Source organism: Parerythrobacter aurantius, assembly GCF_045291475.1.
GTDB classification, from domain to species: Bacteria; Pseudomonadota; Alphaproteobacteria; order Sphingomonadales; family Sphingomonadaceae; genus Parerythrobacter; species Parerythrobacter aurantius.
Map to the genome: position 1 here is coordinate 1,806,863 of NZ_CP147985.1, position 24,232 is coordinate 1,831,094.

Consider the following 24,232-nt stretch of genomic DNA (forward strand, 5'->3'; position numbering starts at 1 on the left):
GAGGCCCGGCGGCCCGATGGCGACGAGGAACCGGTAATGGGCCGTATCGTCGTCATCGGCGAGGCGATGATCGAGCGCCATGACGGTGCCGCGCACACCAACTATGGCGGCGATACGCTCAATACCGCGGTGCATCTGGCAAGGCTCGGGCACGATGTCGCCTACGTCACCGCGCTGGGCCGCGATGCGGAAAGCGATTGGCTGAGGCATGCCTGGTCCAGCGAGGGGATCGACACGACCCATGTGCTCCAGCATCAGGACCGGACGGTCGGACGCTACGCCATCGCGCTCGACCGGCATGGCGAACGGACCTTCACTTACGACCGCGACCGCAGCGCCGCGCGCGACATGTTCGCGTTGGCCGGTATCGAGGCGGCAATGCAAGCGGCCGACGATGCGGCGCTGGTGATCTATTCGCTCATCACGCTGGCGATCCTGCCGCCGACCAGCCGCGACAGGCTATTGGCGCTGAGCGCACCGCTGGCATTCGACGGGAATTATCGGGCGCGTCTGTGGAGCGACCGGCACGAGGCCGCTGAGGTTCGCGACCTGGCCGTTTCCCATGCCGGCATCGGCTTGCCCACGCTCGAGGACGAGGCGATGATAATGGGCGGGGAAACAAGCCCAGATGGCGTCGCACGCCACTGGCAAAGCCTCGGTTGCAAGGAAGTCGTGGTCAAGATGGGAGCCAGCGGGGCCCGGCTGCCCGACGGCGAGATTTCGCCGCCCGGGCGAATTGTGCGGCCAGTCGATACGAGCGGTGCCGGGGATGCCTTCAACGCAGGATATCTCTCCGCCCGACTGCGCGGCGGGACGCCTGCCGAGGCTGCGGCGGAGGGTCATCGTATCGCGGGCTGGACGATCATGCGGCAAGGGGCGATCCCTCCGCTTTCCGCGTGAATTCGGCAACCGGGCACGGCAAAGACGTTGGGCCCACGCTTCGTAAAATCGGTACGGGTTCCGATAGATGCGATCTCTACAGGAAGTTCGCCTCGGTCCATGCCGGCAGCAACAGCCTCGATCCCGAAATCGTCTGGGCAAAAGTCGCCGCGCTGGCCGAAGGCGCGGAGATTGCCAGCGTGAGGGCCTAGGGCCGGGGCTGCTTCTCAGCCGCTTCGGTCGCGGTCGGACGTTCCAGTTCCTCGTCCAGCTGCTCGGCCTGTTCGCCGATCTTCTTGCTGGTCGCGTCGTATCTCTCTTCGAAGCTGGGTTCGGCCTTGCACGCGCCGAGCGCAAGGACCGGGCTCAAAAGGGTCAGGGCCAGCCGCATCAGTAGTTCTTCCGGTATTGCACGTTGATGTCGGTCCCCCCGGATCCCCCGGCCTGGGTCAGGATGGAAAGCGCCGGGGTCAGGCTGATTTCGAGTTGGGTGGCGGTATAGCCGCGAGCGTCGGTGATGAATTCGATATAGATATCGTCGGTGATGTACTGCCCGGCGGCAAGCGCCGTCCCTCGGCCCGCGGTCTCGTCGGCACCGAGGATGCGCAGCCGGTCGATGCCGGTGGCGGAGCGCAGCCTGCCGATCGGGTCGAGCCCGCCGCCGCCCCCGCGCAGCGAGTTGAGCGAAGCGGCAAGCTGGACGGCCTGGATGGTCGACAGGTTGCCGATCGAACTGCCGAACAGGATCCGTGCGAGGATCTCGTCCTGCGGCAGGCCCGGCACGCTGGTAAAGGCGATGACGGGGTCGAAGGCGCGGCCCGTGACATTCACGTTGACGCGCACGTCCTCGATCGTTTCGGTCGCGACCAGCGAGATGGTGGGATCGTAACCCGCCCCGCCGGTGAAGCCGATCCGGCCGTCGGTCAGCTGGAACGAGCGGCCGGCAAAGCCGAGCGTCCCGCGGATCAGCTGCACCGGGCCGGAGATGCGCGGTTCGGCACTGGTCCCCATAATGCGCAGGTCGGCCCGCCATTCGGATTCGAGGCCCATGCCCGATACATAGAGACGCTCGCCGGCCCTGACATCGAGATCGAGCCGGACCAGCGACAGCAGCCCGGGCGAAGGCTCTGCCGGTTCCGATCCGGTAATGCGGACGGGGCCGCGCGGCGGCTTGAAGCGCACACCCGACAGCTCCGGCACTTGCGCTGCGCCCTGGCGGGCGAGCTGGTAGCGGGCTTCCGGCAGCGCGATGGTGCCGCTGAGCAGCGCGGTCTGGCCCGCGGTCTTGGTGAGCCGGGCATCGCCTGTGGCGGCGAAGGCGAGCCCGCCGCTGCGGGCCAGCCGGGCCCGGTCCATCTCTATCGCGATGTCCATCGGATAGCCTTCGGCTTCCGCCAGGCTGACGAAACCGGATGCCTTGACCGTGCCGCTGCCGGCGGCGGCCGTCAGTTGCTCGATCTCCAGCCGCGATCCGGCGAACCGGCCCGCCAGGGTCATGTTGGCAAGGCGCGTACCATAGGCCTGGTTCTCGTAGGTCAGACCCTTGCCGCGCACGATCCCGGCCAGTTGCGGCCGCGCCACCCGGCCGGTGAAGTCCGCCGCGAGGCCGATCGATCCGGCAAGGCTCTGGTCGCGGAGGCCGGTGAAGGAAAACAGCGTGTCGGCCGGTCCGTTGTAGCGGATGCCGCCGCCCAGCGGCGCCGACAGCAGCCGCGTGGTCCAGGTGCCCGCGCCCGGCGGCAGCGGACGCAGCGATGCGACCATCCGTCCGATGACCGAACCCCGCCGCCGGAGCACGGCGCGCGCCTCGCCGCCATCGGGCAGCAGCTTGCCGACGAAATTTACGTCGACCGGCTGGCTGACCGATGCGGCGGTGGTGCGGGTGAAATTGTCGATGGAGAGCCGTGCATCGGCGCGGGGGAAGGCACTGGGCGAGGGCTGTTCGAAATCGAGGCTGCCGGTTGCCCTGCCGCTTACGCCCAGCGAGGGGAAGAAGGCGTTGGCCATGGCGATATCGAGCGAATCGAGCCGGCTCTGGATCTTGATGCCGCGCCCGTAGGTGCCTGCCAGCCTGGCACTGCCGCGCCCGAAGTCGACCTTGGTCGGCAGCAACTCGTAGCTATCCGTTCCCGGGATGATCCGCGCCGGACTGGTCGTGGCGAATGCAATCCCCCGGACTCGCCCCCTGACGGCGGCCCGCCAAAGGTCCGGCCTCAGTTCGGCATTGGCAGCCACCCGGAAGGGGGCGCCGCGGGCGCCCTCTGCCACGAGTTTCGCCGTGCCCCTGCCGGCGCGGTAGTCGATCTTCAGCCGGGCCGCGTTGATGCTGGTGCCGTCGAAACTGGTGCGGTTGACCTGGGCATCGGCGATGACCTGCGGCTGGTCGAACAGGATGATCCGGGCATCGACGATGGCCGACCCGACCGAAAGGCGGGCCGGGCCGGGCAGGACGGTATCCTGCGCGCGCAGGTTCACCAGCGCCTGCTGGTAACGACCGCTGGCCCCCAGCCGGACAAGCCCGTTCACTCCCTGTCCCTCGGCGACCAGCTGGCCCGCGAAGGGGCCTGCCGCTGTCCTGGTCAGGGAACCGGAGAAAGCGATGCCGCCGAGGTCGGCGCGGTTGATACCCAGCGTCAGAGTGTCACCCATGCCCAGCGATACATCCGCCGTGAGCGGGCCGTAATCGGTTTGGCCCCGCGCATCGAGCCGGTAGCCGCCCCGGATCGTGACGATATCGGCCTCGAGGTCGGCGAGGCCGATGCCGAGATCCGGCCGCGACGCGGTGACGGTTGCCCTGATATTGTCCGCCGTCCCGGCCAGCCGAACGCCGACCGGCCCATAAGCGTCGGTAATCCCGTTGGCGGTGACGGCCAGCCTGCCGTCCGGCGAATAGGTGCCGCTTCCGCCGGTGACGCGCACGTCGGGGGCGGTGAGCCGCAGGTTGGAGAACCGGAAGATGCCGTCGGTGCCGTAGCGGACGTCGCTTGCCGCCACCACATTGCCGCCGAGGAAGGACCGCACGCCTTCGCTGAAAAGGCTGGTAGAGCGCGCCCGCAAGCGCCCGCGCAGCGCGAAACCGGATTGGCCCGAACGCTCCAGGTCGACATCGGTATCGATATTGAAGACGCCGACGCTGGCGATCCGGTAATTGTCGATCTTGCCGTCGATCGCCCCGGAGTAGAAACCTTTCGACGTGTCGGCGAGCAGGACCAGCCCCGCATCGATCCGGTCGGACCGCAGGCGCATGTTGTCCGACAGGATGCGCGGCCAGTCCACGGCCAGGTCGCCGGCGAGGGTGACATTGGCCAGCGTACCGCCGGCCACGGTGTCGAGCCCGGTGACCCGGGCGGCCCGCGCCCTGACAGGGATCATGACGGCATCGGCATCCACTTCGGCCTTGCCGCTCGCGCTGAAGCGTTCGAGCCCCATGTCGCCCAGCACCAGCCGGTCGGCGTTGAGCGTATATTCGACCGTCGGGGTGGCGAAGGCGCCATCGAGACGCAGCATGGCGCGCAGGCCACGGCCGGTAAGGTTCTCGGCAAGCGACGAGGGTCGCAGCAGGACGAAGCCGAGCTGCAAGCCGTCGAAGCTGTTGTCAGACAGGTCCACCACCCCTTTCGCGTTGAGCCTGAACGCATCGGACGCGGCATTGCCGAGCAGGTCGATCCGCCGCTTCGCCAGCGAGCCTGTGACGTCGATTTGGGTTTCCGGCCCGAGCAGGGCTGCGGTCGACCCTTCGAACATGCGTCCGATCCGGGTCGGCCCGGCGATCGCGAAGGTGCCGTCGCGCGCCGTCAGCGCCAGTCGCGCCAGTCGCTCCGCGCCATAGTCCGCCTCGGCCCGACCGTTCCACCGCGCCCAGTCGCCCTTGCCCGCAACCCGCAAGCGGAGCGGTTCCGAAAGGCCGGCCAGCGCGGCGAGCACCCCGTCCTGCGGGGCGCGCAGGTCGAGCTGCAGGTCGAGCCTGTTCCGCTCGGGCACGGCATCGAGCACCAGTGCAAGGCGGTCGCCCCCGGCAGTGCCGCCTCCTGCCACGGTCGCTGCGTTCATCTTTACCTGCGCCCGCCGGTCGGCAATCCGCGCCGTCCCGTCGATCGCGGCGACCTGCCGCCGGCCGGCGACAGCTGGCTCCGCCACCAGCCGGGCGATCCTGAACGAGCCGATTTCGATATCGAGGTCGGGCAGCAACGGCTGGTCGCTGGGCGGGGTGGGGGCGAAGGCGGGTGCGCGCCGCAGCGTGGCGAGGTCGGCGGTCAGCGAGCGGATGTCGATGCGGTTGCGCAGATAGGCGAACGGCCGCCAGTCCATCTGCGCGTCGGGCACGACCATAAAGACGCCTGCGGGATCCGACAGCGCCAGGTCGTGCACTTCCAGCTTGCCGTAAACCGATCCCTCGATGCGGCCGACACCGATCCTAAGCCCGTTCTCGAATTCGAGTTCGCCGATCTGCCGCGCGATGAACCGGTGGCCGGGGGCGGTATCGATCCAGACCATCGCCGCGGTCAGTGCCAGCAGTAGCAGCGCAAACAGGGCCGCGAAACCGAGCGCGACGCGACGTGCCAGCGGACGGCGGGGCGAGGCCCGGATCGGTTCGACCGCCACGGTATCCGCCCCTTCCATCAGAAGGCCTGCCCGATGCCGACATAGACCGCAAAGCTGCTTTCGCCTGTTCGCCGGTCGAGCGGCATGGCGACATCGACGCGGACCGGGCCGAAATTGGTGTAGTACCGGCCGCCTACCCCGATGCCGATCCTGAGGTCCGAAAAGTCGGGCGTGGTCGCGGCATAGACCTGGCCGACATCGGCGAAGGCGACAGCGCCGAAGTTGCCGAAGCGATAACGCAGCTCCACCGAGCCTTCGACAAGGCTGCGCCCACCGAGCGGCCGCACGACGAAGGGGTTGTCTTCCTCGTCGGGATCGGCCGGGTCGAAGGCGGGGTTCGGCAGCAGCACCCGCGGCCCGAGCTGCTGGTACCCGAACCCGCGCACCGACCCTCCACCTCCGCCGTAGAACCGCCTGGACGGCGCAAGGTCTTCCCTGTCGATGCCCTGGATCGTGCCGACCCGGGCGCGGCCGGCAAGGACGAGGGAATCGGTTGGCGAGAAATAGGCCGAGCCGTCGAGCCTTGCCCGGACATAGGGACTGAAGCCGCCTTGCAGCGATCCTTCCGGTTCGACGAGCGCGGTAAGTCGGAAGCCCTCGGTCGGGTTCAGCAGGTCGTCGCTGCGGTCGATACCGACCTGTCCGGTAAGGCCGCCGATGACATAGGTCCGCCGGTCCAGCGCCCCCCGGGCAATGTCGAACAGCTGCTCGTTGGTGCCGAGGATCTGCGCTCCGACGGCGTAGGTGAACGGCTTCTGCCAGATCGGCGTGGAATCGTAACTGTAAAGCACCGAAATCCGTCCGGTGTAGGCTTCATAGGCGTCGTAATCGCTGTGCAGTACTTCGGCCCCGACCGAGAAAGTCAGGTCCCGGCGGCCCGCATTCGATCGCCGGAAGGTGACGCCAGCGCCTTGTTCCTGCGTGCCGGCGACGGCCTGGGCGATCAGCGCCCCTTCGGGCGGGAAGAGGTTGCGATGGGTCCAGCTGCCCTCCACGCGGAAGCCCTGTCCAGTCCCGAAACCGGCGCTGGCCGCCAGCGTACGGGGCGGCCCGGCCTCCTGTGTCACGACGATGGTCGCAAATTCCGTGCCTTCGCCCGCATCCTCGCCGGTTCGTTCGGGGACCACTGCCACGGAATTGAACAGCCCCGTCGCCACCAGCGCCTGGCGCAGGTCGTCCACCGCGCGGCTGTCGTAGATCTCGCCGCGTTCGAAGCGGGCCAGCAGGGCCACGTGTTCGGCATCGAAGGCCAGTGTCCCGTCGGTGCGGATGCCACCGAACCGCGCGCGCGGACCGAGCGCGACCGGCAAGGTATAGGCCCCCTCGCCGCTTTCGGGATCGAGCAGGATATCGCGGCGGCCGACCTCGGCGAAAGGATAGCCGTTTTCCGGCAGGGCGACGGCGACCTGGGCTTCCGCGCCCTGCACCCGGGTCGCGACAATCGGCTCGCCCACTTGCAGCGCCAGATTGTCGCGCACCAGGCCGGCCGGAACGGTAGGCCCGGATCGCACGTCGATCGCGCTGAAGCTGTAGCGCGGACCGGGATCGACCGCGATGCGTGCGGCGACCCGGCCGTCGCCGCCTTCGGCCGCTGGCTGGATTTCCGTCGTGACGGTCGCGGAATACCAGCCTTCCGACGCGACGATGCGCTGCAGCAGCACGGAATCGTCGGTCAGCCGCGCCCGCAACTGGGAAATGTTCGCGGCTGTATCGGTGCCAAGGCCGAGCGCGGACAAGTCCGAGAAGAGGTCGCGCATGTCCGTGGGCGTCTGGCTGTCGGCCAGGTCGAGGCCCGTCAGCTCGACCCGGTAAGGCACCTCCGCCGGTGCTTCGTCATCCCCTTCGGGCTCGGTGAACTCGACCGTTTCCAGCTCGAATTCCTCGAGCGGTGGAAGCGGGGCCAGGAGTTCCGCGTCGCGGATCGGCGCATCGCCGATTTCTTCCACCACATCGCCATCGGCAAGCGCCGGATCGCCGAGCGGTGCCTCCTGCCCTTCCAGCGGTTCGGCACCGGCCTCTTCGGCGGCAAGGCGACGTTCGAATTCCGCGATCGATTCGAGCGGCAGGTCGAGTTCGGGATCGTCTTCCGGTGCCAGCTCGGGCACCTGTTCGTCGAACTCCTCGTCGTCGATGACGATCTCTATTTCGGGCAGGGGAAAGCCTGGCGGGGGCTGCGGAACGTCGAGACCGGGTGGCGGCGCGACCGCCGCCGGCGCGGGTTCGCTGTCGTCGTTCCCGGCGGATTGGGCCAGCACCGGTGACGCCATTCCCGCGGCCAGAACCACGGCGACACAGGCCGCAAGGGTGCGGACCTGCTGGGCAGCGCGGCTGTTCGTGTCTGCCAAATCCTGCGGCCTTTCTGCCATCGGCCTGTCATACACCGGGCGCCGATCCTGCGATCCCGCCCGGCCGCGTCACGCCAACCGAACCGCGCGACCCACCGCACGCTTCGAACCAGCCACCCCGTCTAGCCGGAGTTTGTTCGACAAATCAATGACCTTGCGGCGGGCAGCAGGGTTATCCCGGTAGTCGCAGCGACCACCGCCGGGCCCGTCGGCCTTGCGGCGTGTCACGGGCGCTGACACTAGTGTCGCCATGGCGAGCAAACGGATCCTGCTGTTCGGTGCCAGCGGGACTATCGGCCGCGCGGTGGCGCAGGCGCTGGTCGCAGCCGGGCACGAGGTTACAAGTGTGTTCCGCCATGCGCCGGGGGACGCCGGCTGGCCGTTCGGCGCGGCGCGACAAGCGGCGGTGACGGACCCTGCATCCATTGCGAGCGATGCCTTTGGCGGCGAAGGCTTCGACGCGGTTGTCTCCTGCCTAGCCTCGCGCAGCGGCGCGCCGGACGATGCGTGGAGGATCGACTACGGCGCCAACAAGTCGATCCTGGAGGCGGCGATGGCGCAGGGCGTGCCGCAGATGATCCTGCTCTCCGCTATCTGCGTCCAGCGGCCCTTGCTGGCGTTCCAGCACGCCAAGCTCGCCTTCGAGCAGGAGCTGCGCGAAAGCGGGCTCATCTGGACCATCGTGCGCCCGACGGCCTTCTTCAAATCGCTCTCCGGACAGGTGGCACGGGTGGCGGCGGGCAAGCCGTTCCTGCTGTTCGGCGATGGCGAGCTGACCCGCGGCAAGCCGATCAGCGACGGCGACCTGGCGCGCTTTATCGTCGGCTGTCTCGACGATCCTGAGCGGCACAACCGCATCCTCCCCATCGGCGGCCCCGGCCCGGCCATCAGCCCGCGCGAGCAGGGGGAAATGCTGTTCGAGCTGACAGGAAAACCGACTCGCTATCGCAGCGTGCCCGTGGGAATGTTCAGCGTAGCGGCGACAGTGCTGGGCGCGCTCGGCAAGGTTTCGCGGCGGGCGGCGGAAAAAGCCGAATACGCCCGCATCGCCCGCTACTACGCCACCCAGTCGATGCTGGTGCTGGACCCGGCGACCGGCGAGTACGACGAAAGCGCTACGCCCGAGACGGGGGCGGAGACGTTGCGGGATCATTATGCGCGGATGTTGGGGGAGCGCTAGACAACCTTGGCTGGATCGGCGAGTTGGACCAACGGTTCGTTTCCAAGCTCGGGCTCGCCAAACGCGGGTCAATGCCCAAACGTAACTTCTTATACTGCCGCGGAATTTTCGCAGCTTTGGTGGCGAAATCAGTCAATCAGTTTGAAACGAGGGCCTCCACCTCGCCATCACCTCTCCATATAGACTATCTTCATAAGTTTCGCTATATGGATTGCCGGGGCCGAAGCCCCGGCGCACCGTGTTGCTACAAGCAAATGATCGCAATTAGGGCGATTGCCCCGGCAGCGACAAGGGCCGTAGTAAGCATGGTGAGCCTCCAATCTCCGGGGTCAGAACCGCCCTGGTCGGTTGCGTCAGCAGGTTCACTTCACCACCCGAAAGAGTGATGAAGTATCGTTGGAGGAAGCGCCAACTTCCCCGGCTTCTGAGGCCCCGACGTTAGAACCGTTCGGGGCCTCATTTTCGTTCGGCAGCGAATAACTTCCGTCATCATGCTGCACAATATCTTCGCGATCCCTTAGCTTCTTAAGGAGGTTGTAGATGGCAGATGAATTCCGCTTCAGCCCCTTCACAAACTCTGGAAATTCGCAAAGGTGCTCTTTGACATCCTTTGCCTTCGCGCGAGGGTGATCAGCAAGATAGGCCATTGCCGCGTCCGCAAGCGGCGAACCCTTATAGTCATGCCCCTGAACGTCCTCGATCTCCCCACTCCGCACACGCGCTTGATGGCGCTCGTATCCTTCGGGCGTGAAGAGGTGTCCACGGTAACGGACGAGCTTTTTTGCATCTTCCAGTTTCGCCGTTGCACCATAGAAAGATTTCGCATTCGGGTCTTTCGCCAGCTTGGAAGCGAATGGCTCGGGCATCTCCTCGCGAACCTTCTCATACGCGATTCCGTCAGGATGCTGAGAAGCAATCTCAAGAATTGTGCTCATCCATGTGCCCTTGCCAGACAGGCGGGCCTTACCGACGTTTGCATTACCGATGCCGCGCTTGGTTGCCTCGCGCCCACCATGGATAGCCGCCGCCACCTTGATAAGCTGACCAAGCTGCTCCTGCTTCTCAGTCAATTCCTTAATAGTAAGACCCATCCGGGCGTGCTCTTCTTCCCAACGGGCCAGATCGTCGGCCGTTGGTAGGGCCTTAAAGTAGTCGAAGAAGGTTCCCGATGGCATAATCATCGCCCCTACCCTGATTCTCTCGGTCCAACAAGAGGGGGCATGATGAAAAAATGAAATTTCGGGGGATGGCTGATGACGGGGCCAAATCGGGAACGTAGGCGTCCTTAGCGCCCACGTTGGTGGAGGGAATGAATTCCGAGACGGTAGACTTCATCCGGTCACACTTGCGCTAACTCCCGCCGCTTGTGCCAAAGCCAAAAATCCGCTGTCCTACACATTGGCCATTGCGGTACTATCGCTGTGGCTCTTTCCCATTGTCGGTCCTCGCTTGTGCGCGTCGCTCGTTCAGGCGTGGCGTGTGGGCGCAAGGCTTGCCCCTCAGAGGGGTCCCTCTGCGCTCCTCTTTTTTTCTGCGGTCTCTGCGTGAACCCCCTGGCGCGGGGGCTTCGACAGGCTCAGCCCGAACGGAGTAGGGAGTACTGAGCAGAACGCCAGGGCAAACACGCTGCCCGATCCCGTGACACCCACCGCTTGCCATCCGCCGCAAGCCACTGACCCGGAACAAGAAATTGCGGCAAGGCAAAGGTGACGCACTGTCACCTTTGTCACCTTTCCGCCCTCTATCTGACGCTATTCCTCGTTTCCGCCGCTCTTCGGTTTTGGCGTGAACTTTGAGTGAACTTTGGCCGCTCGCGCCGCCCCTAAACCCGCGCTAGCGCCCGCTCGAATGCCCCCAGAGCGGTGTCGATATCGCTGTCATCCAGTGCCGAGGACATCTGCGTGCGGATCCGCGCCTTGCCGCGCGGGACCACGGGGAAGGAGAAGGCGGTCACATAGACGCCCTCGACCATCGCCTCCTGCGCGAACCGCGCGGCCTTGTCGGCTTCGTAGAACATGATCGGGATGATCGGATGTTCGCCCGGGATCAGGTCGAAGCCGATGGCCTCCAGCCCCTCGCGGAACCGCTTCGTGTTGCGCATCAGCTTCTCGCGCGCTTCGCCGCGGCGCACCAGTTCCATCGCCTTGAGCCCGCCGGCGACCACCGGCGGCGCGACGGTGTTGGAGAACAGGTAGGGGCGCGACCGCTGGCGCAGCAGCGCGACGACTTCCTTCTTCGCCGAAGTATAGCCGCCGCTCGCCCCGCCGAGCGCCTTGCCCAGCGTGCCGGTGGTGATGTCCACCCGGTCCATGCAGCCGCGATATTCATGCGTCCCGCGCCCGCTGGCGCCGAGGAAGCCGGTGGCGTGGCAATCGTCGAAATGGACGAGGGCGCCGTATTTCTCGGCCAGGTCGCATACCTCGTCGAGCCGGGCGATGTGCCCGTCCATCGAAAACACCCCGTCGGTGGTGATCAGCTTGAACCGCGCGCCCGCCGCATCGGCTGCCTTGAGCTGTTCCTCGAGGTCGGCCATGTCGTTGTTCTTGTAGCGATAGCGCTGGGCCTTCGACAGGCGCACGCCGTCGATGATGCTGGCGTGGTTGAGCTCGTCGGAAATGACCGCGTCCTCCGCGCCCAGCAGCGTCTCGAACAGGCCGCCGTTGGCATCGAAGCAGCTGGGATAGAGGATGGTGTCCTCCATCCCGAGGAAGTCCGACAGTTCGGCCTCGAGCTGCTTGTGGATGTCCTGCGTGCCGCAGATGAAGCGGACCGAGGCCATGCCGAAGCCGCGCTCGTCCAGTCCCTCGCGCGCTGCCGCCATGATTTCGGGATTGTTGGCGAGGCCGAGGTAGTTGTTGGCGCACAGGTTGATCAGCTCGCGCCCGTCGACTGTCACCGTCGCGTCCTGTTGCGAGGCAATGCGGCGTTCGTTCTTGGTCAGGTTCTGCGCCTCGATCGCGTCGAGTTCGGCCTGCAGATGGGCCTGGAAATCACCGTACATCGCCGCTTACTCCCAGTTCAGCACGACCTTGGCCGCTTCGCCCGAAAGCATCGCGGCAAAGCCCTGCTCGAAATCGTCAGCCTTGAAGCGGTGGGTGATGATCGGGGTCAGGTCGAGCCCGCTCTGGATGAAGACCTGCATCTTGTACCAGGTCTCGAAGATCTCGCGGCCATAGACGCCCTTGAGCGTCAGCATGTTGAAGATGACCTTGTGCCAGTCGATCCGCACATCGCCTGCGGGCAGCCCGAGGATGGCGATCTTGCCGCCATGGGCCATGTTGTCGACCATCGAGGCGAAGCCCGCCTCGCTGCCCGACATCTCGAGCCCGACGTCGAAGCCTTCGGTCATGCCGATGGCCTTCTGCACGTCCTTGAGGTTCTCGCGCCCGACATTGACGGTGCGGGTCGCGCCCATCTTCGCGGCGAGGGCAAGGCGGTCGTCGTTGAGGTCGGTGATGACGACGTGCCGCGCCCCGGCGTGGCGGCAGACGGCGGCGGCCATGATCCCGATCGGGCCGGCGCCGACCACCAGCACATCTTCGCCCAGCACGTCGAACTGCAGTGCGGTGTGGACGGCATTGCCATAGGGGTCGAACAGCGAAGCGACATCGAGGTCGATCTTCGGATCGTGAACCCAAACATTGGCGGCGGGGAGGGCCAGGTACTCGGCGAAGGCGCCCGGGCGGTTGACCCCGATCCCTTCGGCATGGGCGCACATGTGGCGGCGGCCCGCCATGCAGTTGCGGCAACGGCCGCAGACCACGTGGCCTTCGCCCGAGACGATCTGGCCCGGGTGGAAATCGTTGACGTTGGAGCCGGTCTCGACGATCTCGCCGACGAATTCATGGCCCACGATCATCGGCACGGGGATGGTCTTCTGGGCCCATTCGTCCCACTTCCAGATGTGCATGTCGGTGCCGCAGATGGCGGTGCGGCGGACCTTGATCAGCACGTCGTTGATGCCAATGGCGGGAACGGGAACGTCTTCCATGGTCAGCCCGACTTCAGGCTTGGACTTGACGAGGGCCTTCATTCGTAACTCCTGATCTTTGCTGGCCGATAGGGCTTCGGGGGGTGCCAGCACAGCGTGACCGGTTGCCCCTGGGCCGCATCGTCCTTTAGGTTGGACCACCACCTTGCCGGCCTGGCAGGTTGGCGCGGACCCCTTGCGAGGCCCGTCTCTGGATGCAGGAACGCAGGAGCGCTCCGTGGCGCTCCCCATAGACAACGCGGCGCGGGTGGCAAGCGGCAAAGTGCCGTTACGGAAAGCCGCGGCGGCCACCCATTGGTCAAAGCCGAAGGTAAGCCTATATCGGCTGCACAGGAGCCTGCCATCATGTCCGAGAACGACACCATCCTGGCTGCCGCGACGGCCCAGGTCGAACGCGCGAGAGCCGAACCCCGCCTTCGGCCGACGATCGCCGGCTTCTTCGACGAAGCGACCTATACCGTGAGCTATGTCGTCAGCGATCCGGCCACCGGAGCTGCCGCAATCATCGATTCCGTGCTCGATTACGAAGCGGCTGCCGGCCGCACGTCCTACCGCTCGGCAGACCGGATCGTCGAATATGTCACCGGCAATGCGCTGACGGTGGAATGGCTGATCGAGACTCACGCCCATGCCGACCATATCTCGGCCGCGCCCTACCTGCAGGAACGGCTCGGCGGCCGGCTCGCGATTGGGGCGGAGATCGTCCGGGTGCAGGAGGTGTTCGGCAAGCTGTTCAACGCCGGCACCGAATTCCAGCGCGACGGATCCCAGTTCGACCGCCTGTTCCGCGACGGCGACACCTTTCGCATCGGGTCGCTGGAAGGCATTGCGCTGCATGTTCCCGGCCATACGCCGGCCGACATGGCCTTCATCGTCGGCGACGCCGCCTTCATCGGCGACACCATGTTCATGCCCGATTACGGCACGGCGCGGGCCGACTTCCCGGGCGGCGATGCGCGGCAGCTCTACCGCTCGATCCGGCGCCTGCTTGCGCTGCCCGCGGAAACGCGGCTGTTCCTGTGCCACGACTACAAGGCGCCGGGGCGCGATGTCTTCGCCTGGGAGACGACGGTCGGGCAGCAGCGCGAAGGGAACGTCCATGTTCGCGACGGAGTGAGCGAGGAAGATTTCGTCGCCATGCGGACTACGCGCGACCGGACGCTGGCGATGCCGGCGCTGATCATCCCCGGCGTCCAGGTCAATATCCGCGGCGGGCATTTGCCGGAGCCGGAAGCGAACGGGGTCAGCTACATCAAGATCCCGGTCAACGCGCTGTGATCCTGCCAGGTTTTCCCGATGCTGCCCCGGTGGACGGGCTTGTCGGCGGCGTTCTGATCGGCCTCGCCGCCGCCATCATGTTGCTCGGCTCGGGCCGTATCGCGGGGATTTCCGGCATCGCCGCACAGGCCCTGCGCATCTCGCGCGGCTCCATGCCGGTGTCGAGCGCGTGGCTGTTCCTTCTCGGCCTGCCGCTCGGGTCGCTGGTGGTGGCCTTTGCGAAAGGCGGCCTCGACGGCCGGTTCGCGAGCCCGCTCGTCCTCGCGATTGCCGGCTTTCTGGTCGGCGTGGGGACCCGGCTGGGGAGCGGCTGCACCAGCGGGCACGGGGTCTGCGGGGTCAGCAGGCTGTCGCAGCGTTCGCTCGTCGCGACGGCGGTGTTCATGGCAAGCGGCATCGCCACGGTGGCTGCCATGAACGCGCTTGGGCTGGAGGTGCTGCCATGATGCGGGACGCTGCGCCCTCGATCGTGTCGGGCACACTGTTCGGCGCCGGGCTCGCTCTCGGCGGGATGACCGATCCGGCCCGCGTGCGCGGTTTCCTCGACCTGTTCGGTAACTGGGACCCGACCCTGGCCTTCGTCATGGGCGGGGCGGTGCTGGTCATGGCCATCGCCTGGCGCGTGCAGAAGCGCATGGCACGGCCCGTGTTTGCCGCGTCTTTCGCGCTTCCTGATCGCAGCGATCTGACGCCTCGGCTGGTGGCGGGATCGGCGCTGTTCGGCGTCGGCTGGGGTGTCGCCGGCCTGTGTCCGGGACCTGCTGTTGCCGCGCTCGTTATCGCCCCCGGCTCGGCTGCCATCTTCCTCGTCGCAATGGTGGCGGGCATGGTCGTGGCGGAGCGGCTCTTGCCTTAAGTCCAGCGGTGGACATACGCTGCGGCTTGGGCCAAACAGGCATGATACGCAGCAAGGCGGGGGAGCAATGCGGTTCAATCCGTTCGAGACGGTGAAGGAAGAGGTGGCATTGTCGCCGCGCGTCTCGGACGAGGTCAAGACCTCGACCTGCTACATGTGCGCCTGTCGCTGCGGCATCAGGGTCCACCTCAAGAACGGCCAGATCCGCTATATCGAAGGCAACCCCGATCACCCTGTCAACAAGGGCGTGCTGTGCGCCAAGGGCAGCGCGGGCATCATGCACCAGCGTTCGCCGGCCAAGCTGACCAAGCCGTTGTTGCGGATCGGCGAGCGCGGCTCGGGCGAGTTCCGCGAGATCGAATGGGACGAGGCGCTGGAAGTGGCGACCGGGTGGCTTGGGGAGGTGCGGCAGCGCGACCCGAGCAGGCTCGCTTTCTTCACCGGCCGCGACCAGTCGCAATCGCTCACGGGCTGGTGGGCAACCCAGTTCGGCACCCCGAACTTCGCCGCGCATGGCGGCTTCTGCTCGGTCAATATGGCCGCAGGAGGCCTCTACACGCTAGGCGGGGCGTTCTGGGAATTCGGCGAGCCCGACTGGGAACTGACCAAGTACCACATGATGTTCGGAGTCGCCGACGACCACGATTCCAACCCGATCAAAATGGGGCTCGGCAAGCTCAAGACGCGCGAGGGGACCAAGTTCGTTTCGGTCAATCCTGTCCGCACCGGTTACAGTGCGATTGCGGACGAATGGATCGGCATCCGCCCCGGCACCGACGGGCTGTTCCTGTTTGCGATCATCCACGAGCTGTTGCGGGCGGAAAGGATCGATTTCCCCTACCTCGCCCGCTACTCCAACGCGCCGTGGCTGGTGATCCGCGAGCCGGGCGCGGCCGATGACGGGCTGTTCCTGCGCCACGAGGACGGCCAGCCGCTGGTCTGGTGTCTCGACGAGAAGCGCGCCCGCCGCGCCAATGCGGTGCACCGGACGCCTGCCTTCGCCGGGGAACGCGAGGTCGACGGACGCAAGGTCGTGCCGAGCTTCCAGATCCTTGCCGAGCGTTATCTCGACCCGCAATACGCACCCGAAGCCGTGGCCGAAACCACCGGCGTCCCGGCCGAGACCATCCGCCGCATCGCTGCCGAACTGGCGGAGGTGGCGTTCGGGCAGGAAATCGTCATCGACCAGCCCTGGACCGATAGCTGGGGCCGCAAGCACAAGCAGATGGTCGGCCGCCCGGTCAGCTTCCATGCGATGCGCGGCATCTCGGCGCATTCGAACGGCTTCCACACCTGCCGCGCGATCCATATCCTGCAGGCTTTGCTGGGCAGCGTCGATGTGCCCGGCGGCTGGCGCTACAAGGCCCCGTTCCCCAAGCCGGTCCCGCCAGGCATCAAGCCGGCTTGGCCGCAGCCCGAGGCGGGCGTGCCGTTGAAGGGCCCTCCACTCGGCTTTCCCAAATCACCGGCAGACCTGATCGTCGATCATCACGGCGAGCCGCTGCGGATCGACAAGGCCTATAGCTGGGAACATCCGCTGGCGCTCCACGGGCTGATGCACATGGTGCTGCACAATGCGGCCAAGCAGGATCCCTACGGCATCGACGTGCTGTTCCTATTCATGGCCAACATGGCCTGGAACAGCTCGATGAATATCCCCGAGACGCTGGGCTACTTCACGGCGAAGCGCGAGGACGGCGAATATGTGATCCCCAAGATCATCTATTCCGATGCCTTCTGGTCGGAGACGGTTCCCTATTGCGACCTGATCCTGCCGGATACGACCTATCTCGAGCGGTTCGATTGCATCTCCATGCTCGACCGGCCGATCAGCTCAGCCCATGGCGGCGGGGATTCGATCCGCCAGCCGGTGCTTGAGCTCGACCGCGATGTCCGCCCGTTCCAGACTGTGCTGCTCGACCTTGGCGCGAGGCTGGGCCTGCCGGGCATGACCAATGCCGATGGCTCGGCAAAGTATCCGGGCGGGTACGAGGACTATATCGTCAACCACGAACGCGCGCCGGGCGTCGGCCCGCTGTCGGGCTGGCGCGGCAAGGATGGGCGCAAGTCGGGCGTCGGCGAGGTAAATCCCGACCAGATGCAGCGCTACATCGAAAACGGCTGTTTCTGGCATGAAGAGCTGCCCAAGGCAGCGCAGTACTTCAAGTTCGCCAACCGGCAGTACCTTGAATATGCCGAGAAAATGGCGTGGATCGGCCATGCCGATCCGATCGTGTTCCAGCTCTACAACGAGGACCTGCAGACCTTCCGCCTGGCCGCGCGCGGTCACGGTGCGGTGCAGCCGCCCGACGAGCACCGCGAGCGTATCGATACCTTTTTCGACCCGTTGCCGATCTGGTACCAGCCCTTCCTCGAAGCGCAGGAAGGCGGCGACGAGTTTCCCGTCCATGCGCTGAGCCAGCGGCCCATGCACATGTACCACAGCTGGGGAAGCCAGAACGCTTGGCTGCGGCAGATCACCAGCGCCAACAAACTGCATGTGCATCGCGCGCTTGCGGAAAAGCACGATCTTGCCGACGACGACTGGGTCTGGATCGAGAACCCGCGCGGGCGGGTGAAGGCGCAGGTCAAACTGGTGACGGGCGTAAACGAGAATGTGGTCTGGACCTGGAATGCCATCGGCAAACGCAAAGGTGCCTGGGCGCTCGATCCGGACAGTCCGGAGATGACGCGCGGCTTCCTCCTGAACCACATCATCACGGAAATGCTGCTGCCGGAAAAAGGCTCGCCGGCCTATTCCAACTCCGACCCGGTCACCGGCCAGGCGGCGTGGTACGACCTGCGGGTGCGGCTGCGCAAATGCGCTGCGCACGAAGCTGGCGAGACCGAGCCGATGTTCGAACCGCTGGCGCGCTACAAGCGCGGGCCGGAGGGGCCGTCCGATTTCGGCAAGGCGTTGAAGGGAGAGCCGGCATGACCGACCTTCCCAAATGCTCCGACAAAAAGCTCGGCCTCGTCATCGATCTCGACATCTGCGTCGGCTGCAATGCCTGCGCGGTCAACTGCAAGGAATGGAACACCGCCGGCAAGAGCGCGCCGCTGACCGACTACGATCCCTACGGCAAGAAGCCCGACGGGGTCTGGTTCAACCGCATCCATACTTACGAGACCACGGACGAGGCGGGCCGGGGGCAGACGGTCCACTTCCCGCGCTCGTGCCTGCACTGCGAGGATGCGCCCTGCGTCACCGTGTGCCCGACCGGGGCCAGCTACAAGCGGACCGAGGACGGCATCGTGCTGGTCAACGAGGACATCTGCATCGGCTGCAAGCTGTGTTCGTGGGCCTGCCCCTATGGCGCGCGCGAGTATGACGAGCAGGAAGGCGTGATGAAGAAATGCACGCTCTGCATCGACAAGATCTACAACGAGACCCTGCCTGAGCAGAGCCGCGTCCCGGCCTGCGTCTCGACCTGCCCCTCCGGTGCGCGCCACTTCGGCGACCTGGGCGATCCGGAAAGCGACGTCTCGAAACTGGTCGCCGCGCGCGGCGGGTACGACCTGATGCCGGAACAGGGCACGAGGCCGACCAACAAGTACCTGCCGCCGCGCCCCCGCCAGCGCGGTGAGGCTGAAAAGGCGCCCCGCATGCTGGGCCATGCCGATACGGCGACCGATGGCGCCGGGCTAATCGCCCGCTGGGTCGACAAGATCCTTTCGTAAGAGACCGAGCGATGCATCCGGCGAGATCCGTCATCTTCTTCACTACCGCCAGCGGGGCCGGCTATGGCCTGATGATCTGGCTGGCCGTGCTCGCCGCCATGGGCATCCTGCCCCAGGATAGGGCGTTCGGCCTTGTCGCCTTCGGTTTGGGCTTCGCCCTGATAATCGGCGGGCTGCTCTCTTCCACCTTCCACCTCGGCCATCCGGAGCGCGCCTGGCGAGCCTTGTCGCAGTGGCGCTCGAGCTGGCTTTCGCGCGAGGGCGTTGCGGCGATCATCGCCTTCGTCCCGCTCGGCCTGTTTGCGCTGACCTGGATTTTCGCACTGGCAGAGCCAGGGATGTCGGCGGCACTGGGCCTGGCTGGAGCGGCCATGGGGCTGTTGACCGTGTTCACCACCTCGATGATCTACGCTTCGCTCAGGACGATCCCGGCCTGGCACAATGGCTGGACGGTGGCAGGCTACCTGACCTTCGGCCCGATGAACGGCGCCATCGTCGCGGCCGCGATCTTGCTGCTGTTCGGACACGATGTGGCGGCGGCCATCATGTCGGCCCTTGCATTGGTCCTGCTCGCCACCGGCCTGCTGGTCAAACTGCTCTACTGGCGTGCCATCGACCGGGCAGTACCCGCCAGCACGGCCGGTTCCGCCACCGGGCTCGGACATCTGGGCAAGGTCGAGATGAGCGCCAGCCCGCACGACATGGACAATTACCTGCTGCGCGAAATGGGTTTCCGGATCGCCCGCAAGCACGCCGCCAAGCTGCGGGCTATCGCGCTGGCACTGGGCTTCATCGTCCCCTTCGTCGCCACAGGAGCGGCCTTGCTGCTGGAGAGCGTTCCGGTCCGAGCGGTCTTGCTCCTGCTCGCATGGCTTGCCTGCCAGATCGGCCTTGCAGCAGAGCGCTGGCTGTTCTTTGCCGAGGCGAAGCATGTGGTGACGCTGTATTATGGCGAGCAGGCGGTCTGAGACGGCCCACCGACGCTTGCGGGGTGTGGTTTGCAATGACAGAGTCGGCACTGGTCGAGGGCGGGGAGAACAGCCATGAACATCGATTTCGCGCCCGAGCTTGAGGCGTTCCGTGCCGAGGTGGCGGAGTTCTTCGCCACCGCGCCGACCCCCGCCATCCGCGAGGCCGGGCGCAAGACCACCAGCGTCTTCGCCCCGTTCGACCAGTGCATGGAATGGCACCGGATCCTCTACGCCAAGGGCTGGGCCGCGCCGCACTGGCCGGTCGAATACGGCGGCACCGGCTGGAGCGTGGAGCAGCGTTTCATTTTCGCCGAGGAATACCGCAAAGCCGATCTGCCGCCGTTGCTGCCGCAGGGTCTCGGCATGGTCGGGCCGCTGCTAATCGACCTCGGTACGCAGGAGCAGCGCGACCGCTACCTGCCCGGCATCCTCAAGGGCGAGGATTTCTGGGCGCAGGGTTATTCCGAGCCCAATGCCGGATCGGACCTCGCATCGCTCAGCTGCCGCGCCGAGCGCGACGGCGATGATTACATCATCAACGGCTCCAAGATCTGGACCACCTACGCCCACCACGCCAACCGCATGTTCATGCTGGTGCGGACCAGCAACGAGGGCAAGAAGCAGCAGGGCATCACCTTCCTGCTGCTCGACCGGACCGACTACCCGGGCATGGAAATCCGCCCGATCATCGGCCTCGACGGTTTTCCGGAGCAATGCGAGGTGTTCTTCACCGATTGCCGCGTGCCGCAATCGGGCCGGGTCGGTGAAGAGAACGACGGCTGGAGCGTCGCCAAGCACCTGCTCAAGCACGAGCGCGGCGGGGGTGCGGGGGCTAGCCCGACGCTGATGCGCTATCTCGAACGCGCGCGGCAGGCGGCGGCGGAAACGCCATCGCCGTTTGGCGGGACCATGGCCGAGGATCCTGTATTCCAGCGCGACCTGGGCGAGCTCGAGGCCGACGTCGCCTCGATGGCCCATTTCGAGAAGCTTGCCATCAGCGGCCACGAAATCGCCCGCGACCCGGCGTTCCCCTCGATGAACAAGACGATGAATTCGGAACTGGTCCAGCGCGCTTCGGTGCTGATGACGCGGGTGTCCGGCCTCGACGGGATGGCGCGGCAGCTGGAAGCCTTGCGGGTCGGTTCGAACATTGCGCCGCTGGGTAGCGAGTTCGACCTCGTTTCGATGCCACTCTATCTCAACAGCCGGGCGACGACGATCTATGCAGGCGCAAACGAAGTCCAGCGCGACCTGATTTCGCGCACTGTGGTTGGTTCTGGGGTGGGGGGCTGAGGCGATGGATTTCAGCTTCACCGACGAACAGCAGATGCTCCGCGACGGCGTCGCCCGCTATCTGGAGAAGGAATATCACTTCGATGCGCGGCAGAAGGTGGTGCGCGGCGAAGCTCACTGGTCGGCGGAGGCCTGGGCGCAATACGCCGAGTTCGGCTTGCTGGCGCTGCCCATTGCCGAGGAAGCAGGCGGGCTGGGCGGATCGATCAGCGATTGCGTGGCGGTGGCCGAACTGTTCGGCAAGCACCTGGTGGTCGAACCCTATCTCGGCAGCGTCATGCTGGCAGGCGCAGCGCTGGCTGCCAGCGATGCAGGGAACGAATGGCTCGGCAGGATTATGGCGGGCGAGGCGATTGCGGCTTTCGCTTTCGAGGAAGGCAAGGGCACGCCTTCGCTGGACCATGTCGCCATGGCCGCTCGTGCAGCGGGAGATGGCTACACGCTCAGCGGCGAGAAGCGGCTGGTCCTTGCCGGGAAGCAGGCCGATGTATTCGTGGTCGCCGCACGCACGGGCGAGGGCGGGCCGGTCAGTCTGTTCCTCGTGCAGCCCGATGGCGTGGAGGCGCAGGACTTCACGACAATCGACGGGTGCAGCGCGGCGCATCTCACCTTCAAGAGCGCCGTTGCCACCCTGCTGACCGATGATCGCGTCACGATCGACCGCATCCTCACTCACGCAATCATCGTCCAGTGCGCCGAGGCGGTGGGCGCGATGCAGGCGCTGCTGGCCATCACCGCCGACTATGCCATGACCCGCAAGCAGTTCGGCACGCCGATCGGCGCGTTCCAGGTCGTGGCGCACCGGCTGGCCGACATGAAGATCGCCTGCACCAAGGCGCGTGCGACGCTGCTTTACACCACCGCACTAACGGAGGCGGGGCAGGTCGGGCCGCGCGAGCTGGCAACGCTCAAGGGCCAGACCGGCAAGCTCGGGCGCATGGTCGGTGAAGCTGCGATCCAGACCCATGGCGGGGTCGGCATGACCGACGAACTGAGCGTCAGCCACTATCACAAGCGGCTGCTGGCGCTCGATGCGCGCTTCGGCAGCCACGACTATCACCTGCGCACCCTGGGAGCGCGCTGAACCGGTGCGGCTGCTCGGCGCGATCCTTGCCGGCGGACAGTCGCGCCGTTTCGGCACCGACAAGGCGCTGGCCACGCTGGATGGAGCAAGGTTGATCGACCTCGTCGCCGCCACGCTCTCGCTGCAATGCGACGGCGTTGTCGTTTGCGGCCGCGCCGACGATGCCTTCGAATGCCTCCCGGACCTGCCGCACGCCGGCCTAGGCCCGCTCGGTGGGCTCAACGCAGCGCTGCATCACGCACGGGCGCACGGGTTCGATGCGGTGCTATCGAGCGGCTGCGACGTGCCCAACCTGCCGCGTGATTTGTCCACGCAGCTTGGTGGAGCGGCAGCCAGCCATGCCGCGGACCAGCCCGTGGTCGGCTGGTGGTGCGCAACCCTCGCTGGTGATTGCAGCGCTTTCCTGCAATCGGGAGGCCGGTCGCTCTATCGCTTCGCCGCGCATGTCGGAGCGCGGGCGGTGACGGTCCGTCCGCCGCTTCGCAATATCAACCGGCCCGTCGATCTCGCGCCGGTCGGCAACCAGTAGCAATCCGAAACTTGGGGGCGACAAACCCCCGCGCCGCCTGCTATCCCCCGACTCATACGAGAGGAGAGCCCAATGGCACAGGATTACACCAATCTCATCGACGGCGAGATGGTTGCAAACGGACAGTGGATGGACGTGGTCAACCCCGCCAACGAACAGGTCATCGGCCGAGTGCCGGCTTGCGGCAAGGACGAACTCGACCGCGCCGTCGCCGCAGCCCGCCGCGCTTTCAAGACATGGTCGAAGACGCCGGTGGATGAACGCCGCGCGGTGATCCAGCAGGTTGCCGGGATCATCAAGGAGAACGCGGACGAACTGTTCCGCCTGCTCACCGCCGAACAGGGCAAGCCGCACGCGCAGGCGCAGGGCGAGATCATGGGCGCTTTCATGATGGCCAGCGCGCAGTCGACACTGAGCCTGGAGGAAGTGGTCAACGAAGACAGCGACCAGCGCCTCAGCCGTACGCGCCGCGTGCCGGTGGGGGTGGTCGGCGGCATCGTGCCGTGGAATTTCCCTGTCATGATGGCGATGCAGAAGATCGCCCCGGCAATGCTGAGCGGCTGCACCATCGTCCTAAAGCCGTCGCCCTTTACCCCGCTGACCACGCTGCGCATTGCCGAGCTGATCAAGGACGTGGTCCCGGCCGGCGTCGTCAATATCATAACCGGCGAGGACAGCCTCGGCCCGCTGATCACGGCGCACCCCGATATCGACAAGATCACCTTTACCGGTTCGACCGCGACGGGCAAGAAGATCATGGAAGGCGCCAGCGCCGATCTCAAGCGCATCACGCTCGAACTCGGTGGCAACGATGCCTCGATCGTGCTGCCCGATGCGGACGTCCAGAAGGTCGCCGAGCAGCTGTTCTGGTCGAGCTTCACCAACGCTGGGCAGATCTGCGTCGCGGCCAAGCGCATCTATATCCACGAGGACATCTATGACGAGCTGAGCACGGCCATCGCCGAATATGCCAAGACGGTGAAGGTCGGCGACGGGTCCGAACAGGGCACCGGTGTCGGTCCGATCCAGAACAAGAAGCAGTATGACCGCGTGCTGGAGCTGATCCAGGATGCCAAGGACAACGGCTACAAGTTCCTCGTCGGCGGAGAGGTCGATCCTTCGGGCTCGGGCTATTACGTGCCGATCACCATCCTCGATAATCCGCCGGAAGACGCGCGGATCGTGGCGGAGGAGCAGTTCGGCCCGGTCATGCCGCTGATGAAGTTCTCGACCGAGGAAGAAGTCATCGCGCGGGCCAACAACTCCGACTACGGCCTTGCCGGCGCGGTCTGGACGGGCAATCCGGACAAGGGCGTCGAGATCGCCGAGCAGCTCGAGACCGGCACCGTCTGGGTCAACGAATATCTCCACCTCTCGCCCTTCGCGCCGTTCGGCGGGCACAAGCAGTCGGGCTTCGGGGCGGAGTACGGGATCGACGGCCTGAAGGAATTTACATATCCACAGGTGATTACCGTCAAGAAGAACGCTATGCTCTGATCACTTCAGGGTCGTTGAGGTCAGCGGGGGCGGGGGTGCAAACCTC

Annotated in this window: 19 protein-coding genes and 1 riboswitch; of the genes, 13 read left to right on the forward strand and 6 right to left on the reverse strand. The window is 66.0% G+C overall.

The genetic code is table 11. The features are described 5' to 3' along the window. The first annotated feature begins 36 nt into the window (after positions 1-36). Both WAB17_RS08980 and WAB17_RS08985 read left to right on the forward strand, forming a co-directional pair. A complete protein-coding gene (locus WAB17_RS08980; RefSeq protein ID WP_435417019.1) occupies positions 37-900 on the forward strand; it encodes a sugar kinase in 864 nt (287 codons plus the stop codon). Then, on the forward strand, positions 897-1,091 hold the full coding sequence (locus tag WAB17_RS08985) for a hypothetical protein (protein WP_435417020.1): 195 nt from the start codon (positions 897-899) through the stop codon (positions 1,089-1,091). The genes WAB17_RS08980 and WAB17_RS08985 overlap by 4 nt, the downstream gene beginning before the upstream one ends. Here the strand turns inward: WAB17_RS08985 and WAB17_RS08990 are convergent. From WAB17_RS08990 to WAB17_RS09000, 3 genes are read right to left on the reverse strand one after another with little or no spacing between them, the layout of a single operon-like run. Further along, entirely contained in the window at positions 1,088-1,270 is a 183-nt protein-coding gene (locus WAB17_RS08990; protein ID WP_435417021.1) for a hypothetical protein, read from the reverse strand. The two genes, WAB17_RS08985 and WAB17_RS08990, sit on opposite strands and share 4 nt — an antisense overlap. Then, on the reverse strand, positions 1,270-5,499 hold the full coding sequence (locus WAB17_RS08995; protein WP_435417022.1) for a translocation/assembly module TamB domain-containing protein: 4,230 nt from the start codon (positions 5,497-5,499) through the stop codon (positions 1,270-1,272). The genes WAB17_RS08990 and WAB17_RS08995 overlap by 1 nt, the downstream gene beginning before the upstream one ends. Continuing rightward, the gene (locus WAB17_RS09000) at positions 5,499-7,826 is read right to left on the reverse strand and encodes an autotransporter assembly complex protein TamA (protein WP_435417023.1); all 2,328 of its coding nucleotides are present in this window, start codon (positions 7,824-7,826) and stop codon (positions 5,499-5,501) included. The genes WAB17_RS08995 and WAB17_RS09000 overlap by 1 nt, the downstream gene beginning before the upstream one ends. A gap of 250 nt (positions 7,827-8,076) precedes the next feature. Here WAB17_RS09000 and WAB17_RS09005 point away from each other — a divergent pair, with 250 nt between their 5' ends. Continuing rightward, positions 8,077-9,006: an NAD(P)H-binding protein gene (locus WAB17_RS09005; protein ID WP_435417024.1), complete on the forward strand. Its 930-nt coding sequence runs from the start codon at positions 8,077-8,079 to the stop codon at positions 9,004-9,006. 362 nt (positions 9,007-9,368) lie between these two features. On the opposite strand, the gene WAB17_RS09010 is transcribed toward WAB17_RS09005, so the two are convergent. From WAB17_RS09010 to tdh, 3 genes are all read right to left on the reverse strand, one after another. Next, entirely contained in the window at positions 9,369-10,181 is an 813-nt protein-coding gene (locus tag WAB17_RS09010; protein ID WP_435417025.1) for a hypothetical protein, read from the reverse strand. A 647-nt stretch (positions 10,182-10,828) separates the two neighbouring features. Then, positions 10,829-12,007, reverse strand: a complete 1,179-nt coding sequence (gene kbl, locus WAB17_RS09015) for a glycine C-acetyltransferase (RefSeq protein ID WP_435417026.1) — start codon at positions 12,005-12,007, stop codon at positions 10,829-10,831. A 6-nt stretch (positions 12,008-12,013) separates the two neighbouring features. Further along, positions 12,014-13,039: an L-threonine 3-dehydrogenase gene (gene tdh / locus WAB17_RS09020; RefSeq protein WP_435417027.1), complete on the reverse strand. Its 1,026-nt coding sequence runs from the start codon at positions 13,037-13,039 to the stop codon at positions 12,014-12,016. Positions 13,040-13,087: 48 nt separating this feature from the next. Continuing rightward, positions 13,088-13,200: riboswitch (SAM-I-IV-variant riboswitch) on the reverse strand. A gap of 142 nt (positions 13,201-13,342) precedes the next feature. Between tdh and WAB17_RS09025 the strand changes: the two genes are divergently transcribed. From WAB17_RS09025 to WAB17_RS09070, 10 genes are all read left to right on the forward strand, one after another. Further along, a complete protein-coding gene (locus WAB17_RS09025; RefSeq protein ID WP_435417028.1) occupies positions 13,343-14,275 on the forward strand; it encodes an MBL fold metallo-hydrolase in 933 nt (310 codons plus the stop codon). Further along, positions 14,272-14,721 (forward strand): YeeE/YedE family protein, encoded by a 450-nt coding sequence (locus WAB17_RS09030; RefSeq protein WP_435417029.1) that lies wholly within the window; start codon positions 14,272-14,274, stop codon positions 14,719-14,721. Before WAB17_RS09025 ends, WAB17_RS09030 begins: the two co-directional genes overlap by 4 nt. Further along, entirely contained in the window at positions 14,721-15,131 is a 411-nt protein-coding gene (locus WAB17_RS09035; RefSeq protein ID WP_435419362.1) for a DUF6691 family protein, read from the forward strand. The genes WAB17_RS09030 and WAB17_RS09035 overlap by 1 nt, the downstream gene beginning before the upstream one ends. Before the next feature lie 67 nt (positions 15,132-15,198). Further along, the gene (locus WAB17_RS09040) at positions 15,199-18,069 is read left to right on the forward strand and encodes a molybdopterin oxidoreductase family protein (protein WP_435417030.1); all 2,871 of its coding nucleotides are present in this window, start codon (positions 15,199-15,201) and stop codon (positions 18,067-18,069) included. Then, positions 18,066-18,812 carry a 4Fe-4S dicluster domain-containing protein gene (locus WAB17_RS09045; protein WP_435417031.1) on the forward strand — a complete coding sequence of 249 codons (747 nt, stop codon included), beginning with the start codon at positions 18,066-18,068 and terminating at the stop codon, positions 18,810-18,812. Before WAB17_RS09040 ends, WAB17_RS09045 begins: the two co-directional genes overlap by 4 nt. An 11-nt stretch (positions 18,813-18,823) precedes the next feature. Continuing rightward, the gene (locus WAB17_RS09050; protein ID WP_435417032.1) at positions 18,824-19,780 is read left to right on the forward strand and encodes a dimethyl sulfoxide reductase anchor subunit family protein; all 957 of its coding nucleotides are present in this window, start codon (positions 18,824-18,826) and stop codon (positions 19,778-19,780) included. A gap of 75 nt (positions 19,781-19,855) precedes the next feature. Further along, positions 19,856-21,076: an acyl-CoA dehydrogenase family protein gene (locus tag WAB17_RS09055; RefSeq protein WP_435417033.1), complete on the forward strand. Its 1,221-nt coding sequence runs from the start codon at positions 19,856-19,858 to the stop codon at positions 21,074-21,076. Positions 21,077-21,080: 4 nt separating this feature from the next. After that, positions 21,081-22,160, forward strand: coding sequence for an acyl-CoA dehydrogenase family protein (locus WAB17_RS09060; RefSeq protein WP_435417034.1), 1,080 nt, complete (start codon positions 21,081-21,083; stop codon positions 22,158-22,160). Positions 22,161-22,164: 4 nt separating this feature from the next. Beyond that, on the forward strand, positions 22,165-22,689 hold the full coding sequence (gene mobA, locus WAB17_RS09065) for a molybdenum cofactor guanylyltransferase (protein ID WP_435417035.1): 525 nt from the start codon (positions 22,165-22,167) through the stop codon (positions 22,687-22,689). A 72-nt stretch (positions 22,690-22,761) separates the two neighbouring features. Next, positions 22,762-24,186 carry an aldehyde dehydrogenase family protein gene (locus tag WAB17_RS09070; protein WP_435417036.1) on the forward strand — a complete coding sequence of 475 codons (1,425 nt, stop codon included), beginning with the start codon at positions 22,762-22,764 and terminating at the stop codon, positions 24,184-24,186. The last annotated feature ends 46 nt before the right edge of the window (positions 24,187-24,232 follow it).

Bases quoted from the DNA above. Each gene is read 5' to 3' on its own strand.
- WAB17_RS09040 (WP_435417030.1), top strand. From the start codon at position 15,199: ATGCGGTTCAATCCGTTCGAGACGGTGAAGGAAGAGGTGGCATTGTCG.
- WAB17_RS09025 (WP_435417028.1), top strand. From the start codon at position 13,343: ATGTCCGAGAACGACACCATCCTGGCTGCCGCGACGGCCCAGGTCGAA.
- kbl (WP_435417026.1), bottom strand. From the start codon at position 12,007: ATGTACGGTGATTTCCAGGCCCATCTGCAGGCCGAACTCGACGCGATC.
- WAB17_RS09010 (WP_435417025.1), bottom strand. From the start codon at position 10,181: ATGCCATCGGGAACCTTCTTCGACTACTTTAAGGCCCTACCAACGGCC.
- WAB17_RS09070 (WP_435417036.1), top strand. From the start codon at position 22,762: ATGGCACAGGATTACACCAATCTCATCGACGGCGAGATGGTTGCAAAC.
- WAB17_RS09060 (WP_435417034.1), top strand. From the start codon at position 21,081: ATGGATTTCAGCTTCACCGACGAACAGCAGATGCTCCGCGACGGCGTC.
- WAB17_RS09050 (WP_435417032.1), top strand. From the start codon at position 18,824: ATGCATCCGGCGAGATCCGTCATCTTCTTCACTACCGCCAGCGGGGCC.
- WAB17_RS09045 (WP_435417031.1), top strand. From the start codon at position 18,066: ATGACCGACCTTCCCAAATGCTCCGACAAAAAGCTCGGCCTCGTCATC.
- WAB17_RS08995 (WP_435417022.1), bottom strand. From the start codon at position 5,499: ATGGAAGGGGCGGATACCGTGGCGGTCGAACCGATCCGGGCCTCGCCC.
- WAB17_RS09035 (WP_435419362.1), top strand. From the start codon at position 14,721: ATGCGGGACGCTGCGCCCTCGATCGTGTCGGGCACACTGTTCGGCGCC.
- tdh (WP_435417027.1), bottom strand. From the start codon at position 13,039: ATGAAGGCCCTCGTCAAGTCCAAGCCTGAAGTCGGGCTGACCATGGAA.
- WAB17_RS09005 (WP_435417024.1), top strand. From the start codon at position 8,077: ATGGCGAGCAAACGGATCCTGCTGTTCGGTGCCAGCGGGACTATCGGC.
- WAB17_RS08990 (WP_435417021.1), bottom strand. From the start codon at position 1,270: ATGCGGCTGGCCCTGACCCTTTTGAGCCCGGTCCTTGCGCTCGGCGCG.
- WAB17_RS08980 (WP_435417019.1), top strand. From the start codon at position 37: ATGGGCCGTATCGTCGTCATCGGCGAGGCGATGATCGAGCGCCATGAC.
- WAB17_RS09055 (WP_435417033.1), top strand. From the start codon at position 19,856: ATGAACATCGATTTCGCGCCCGAGCTTGAGGCGTTCCGTGCCGAGGTG.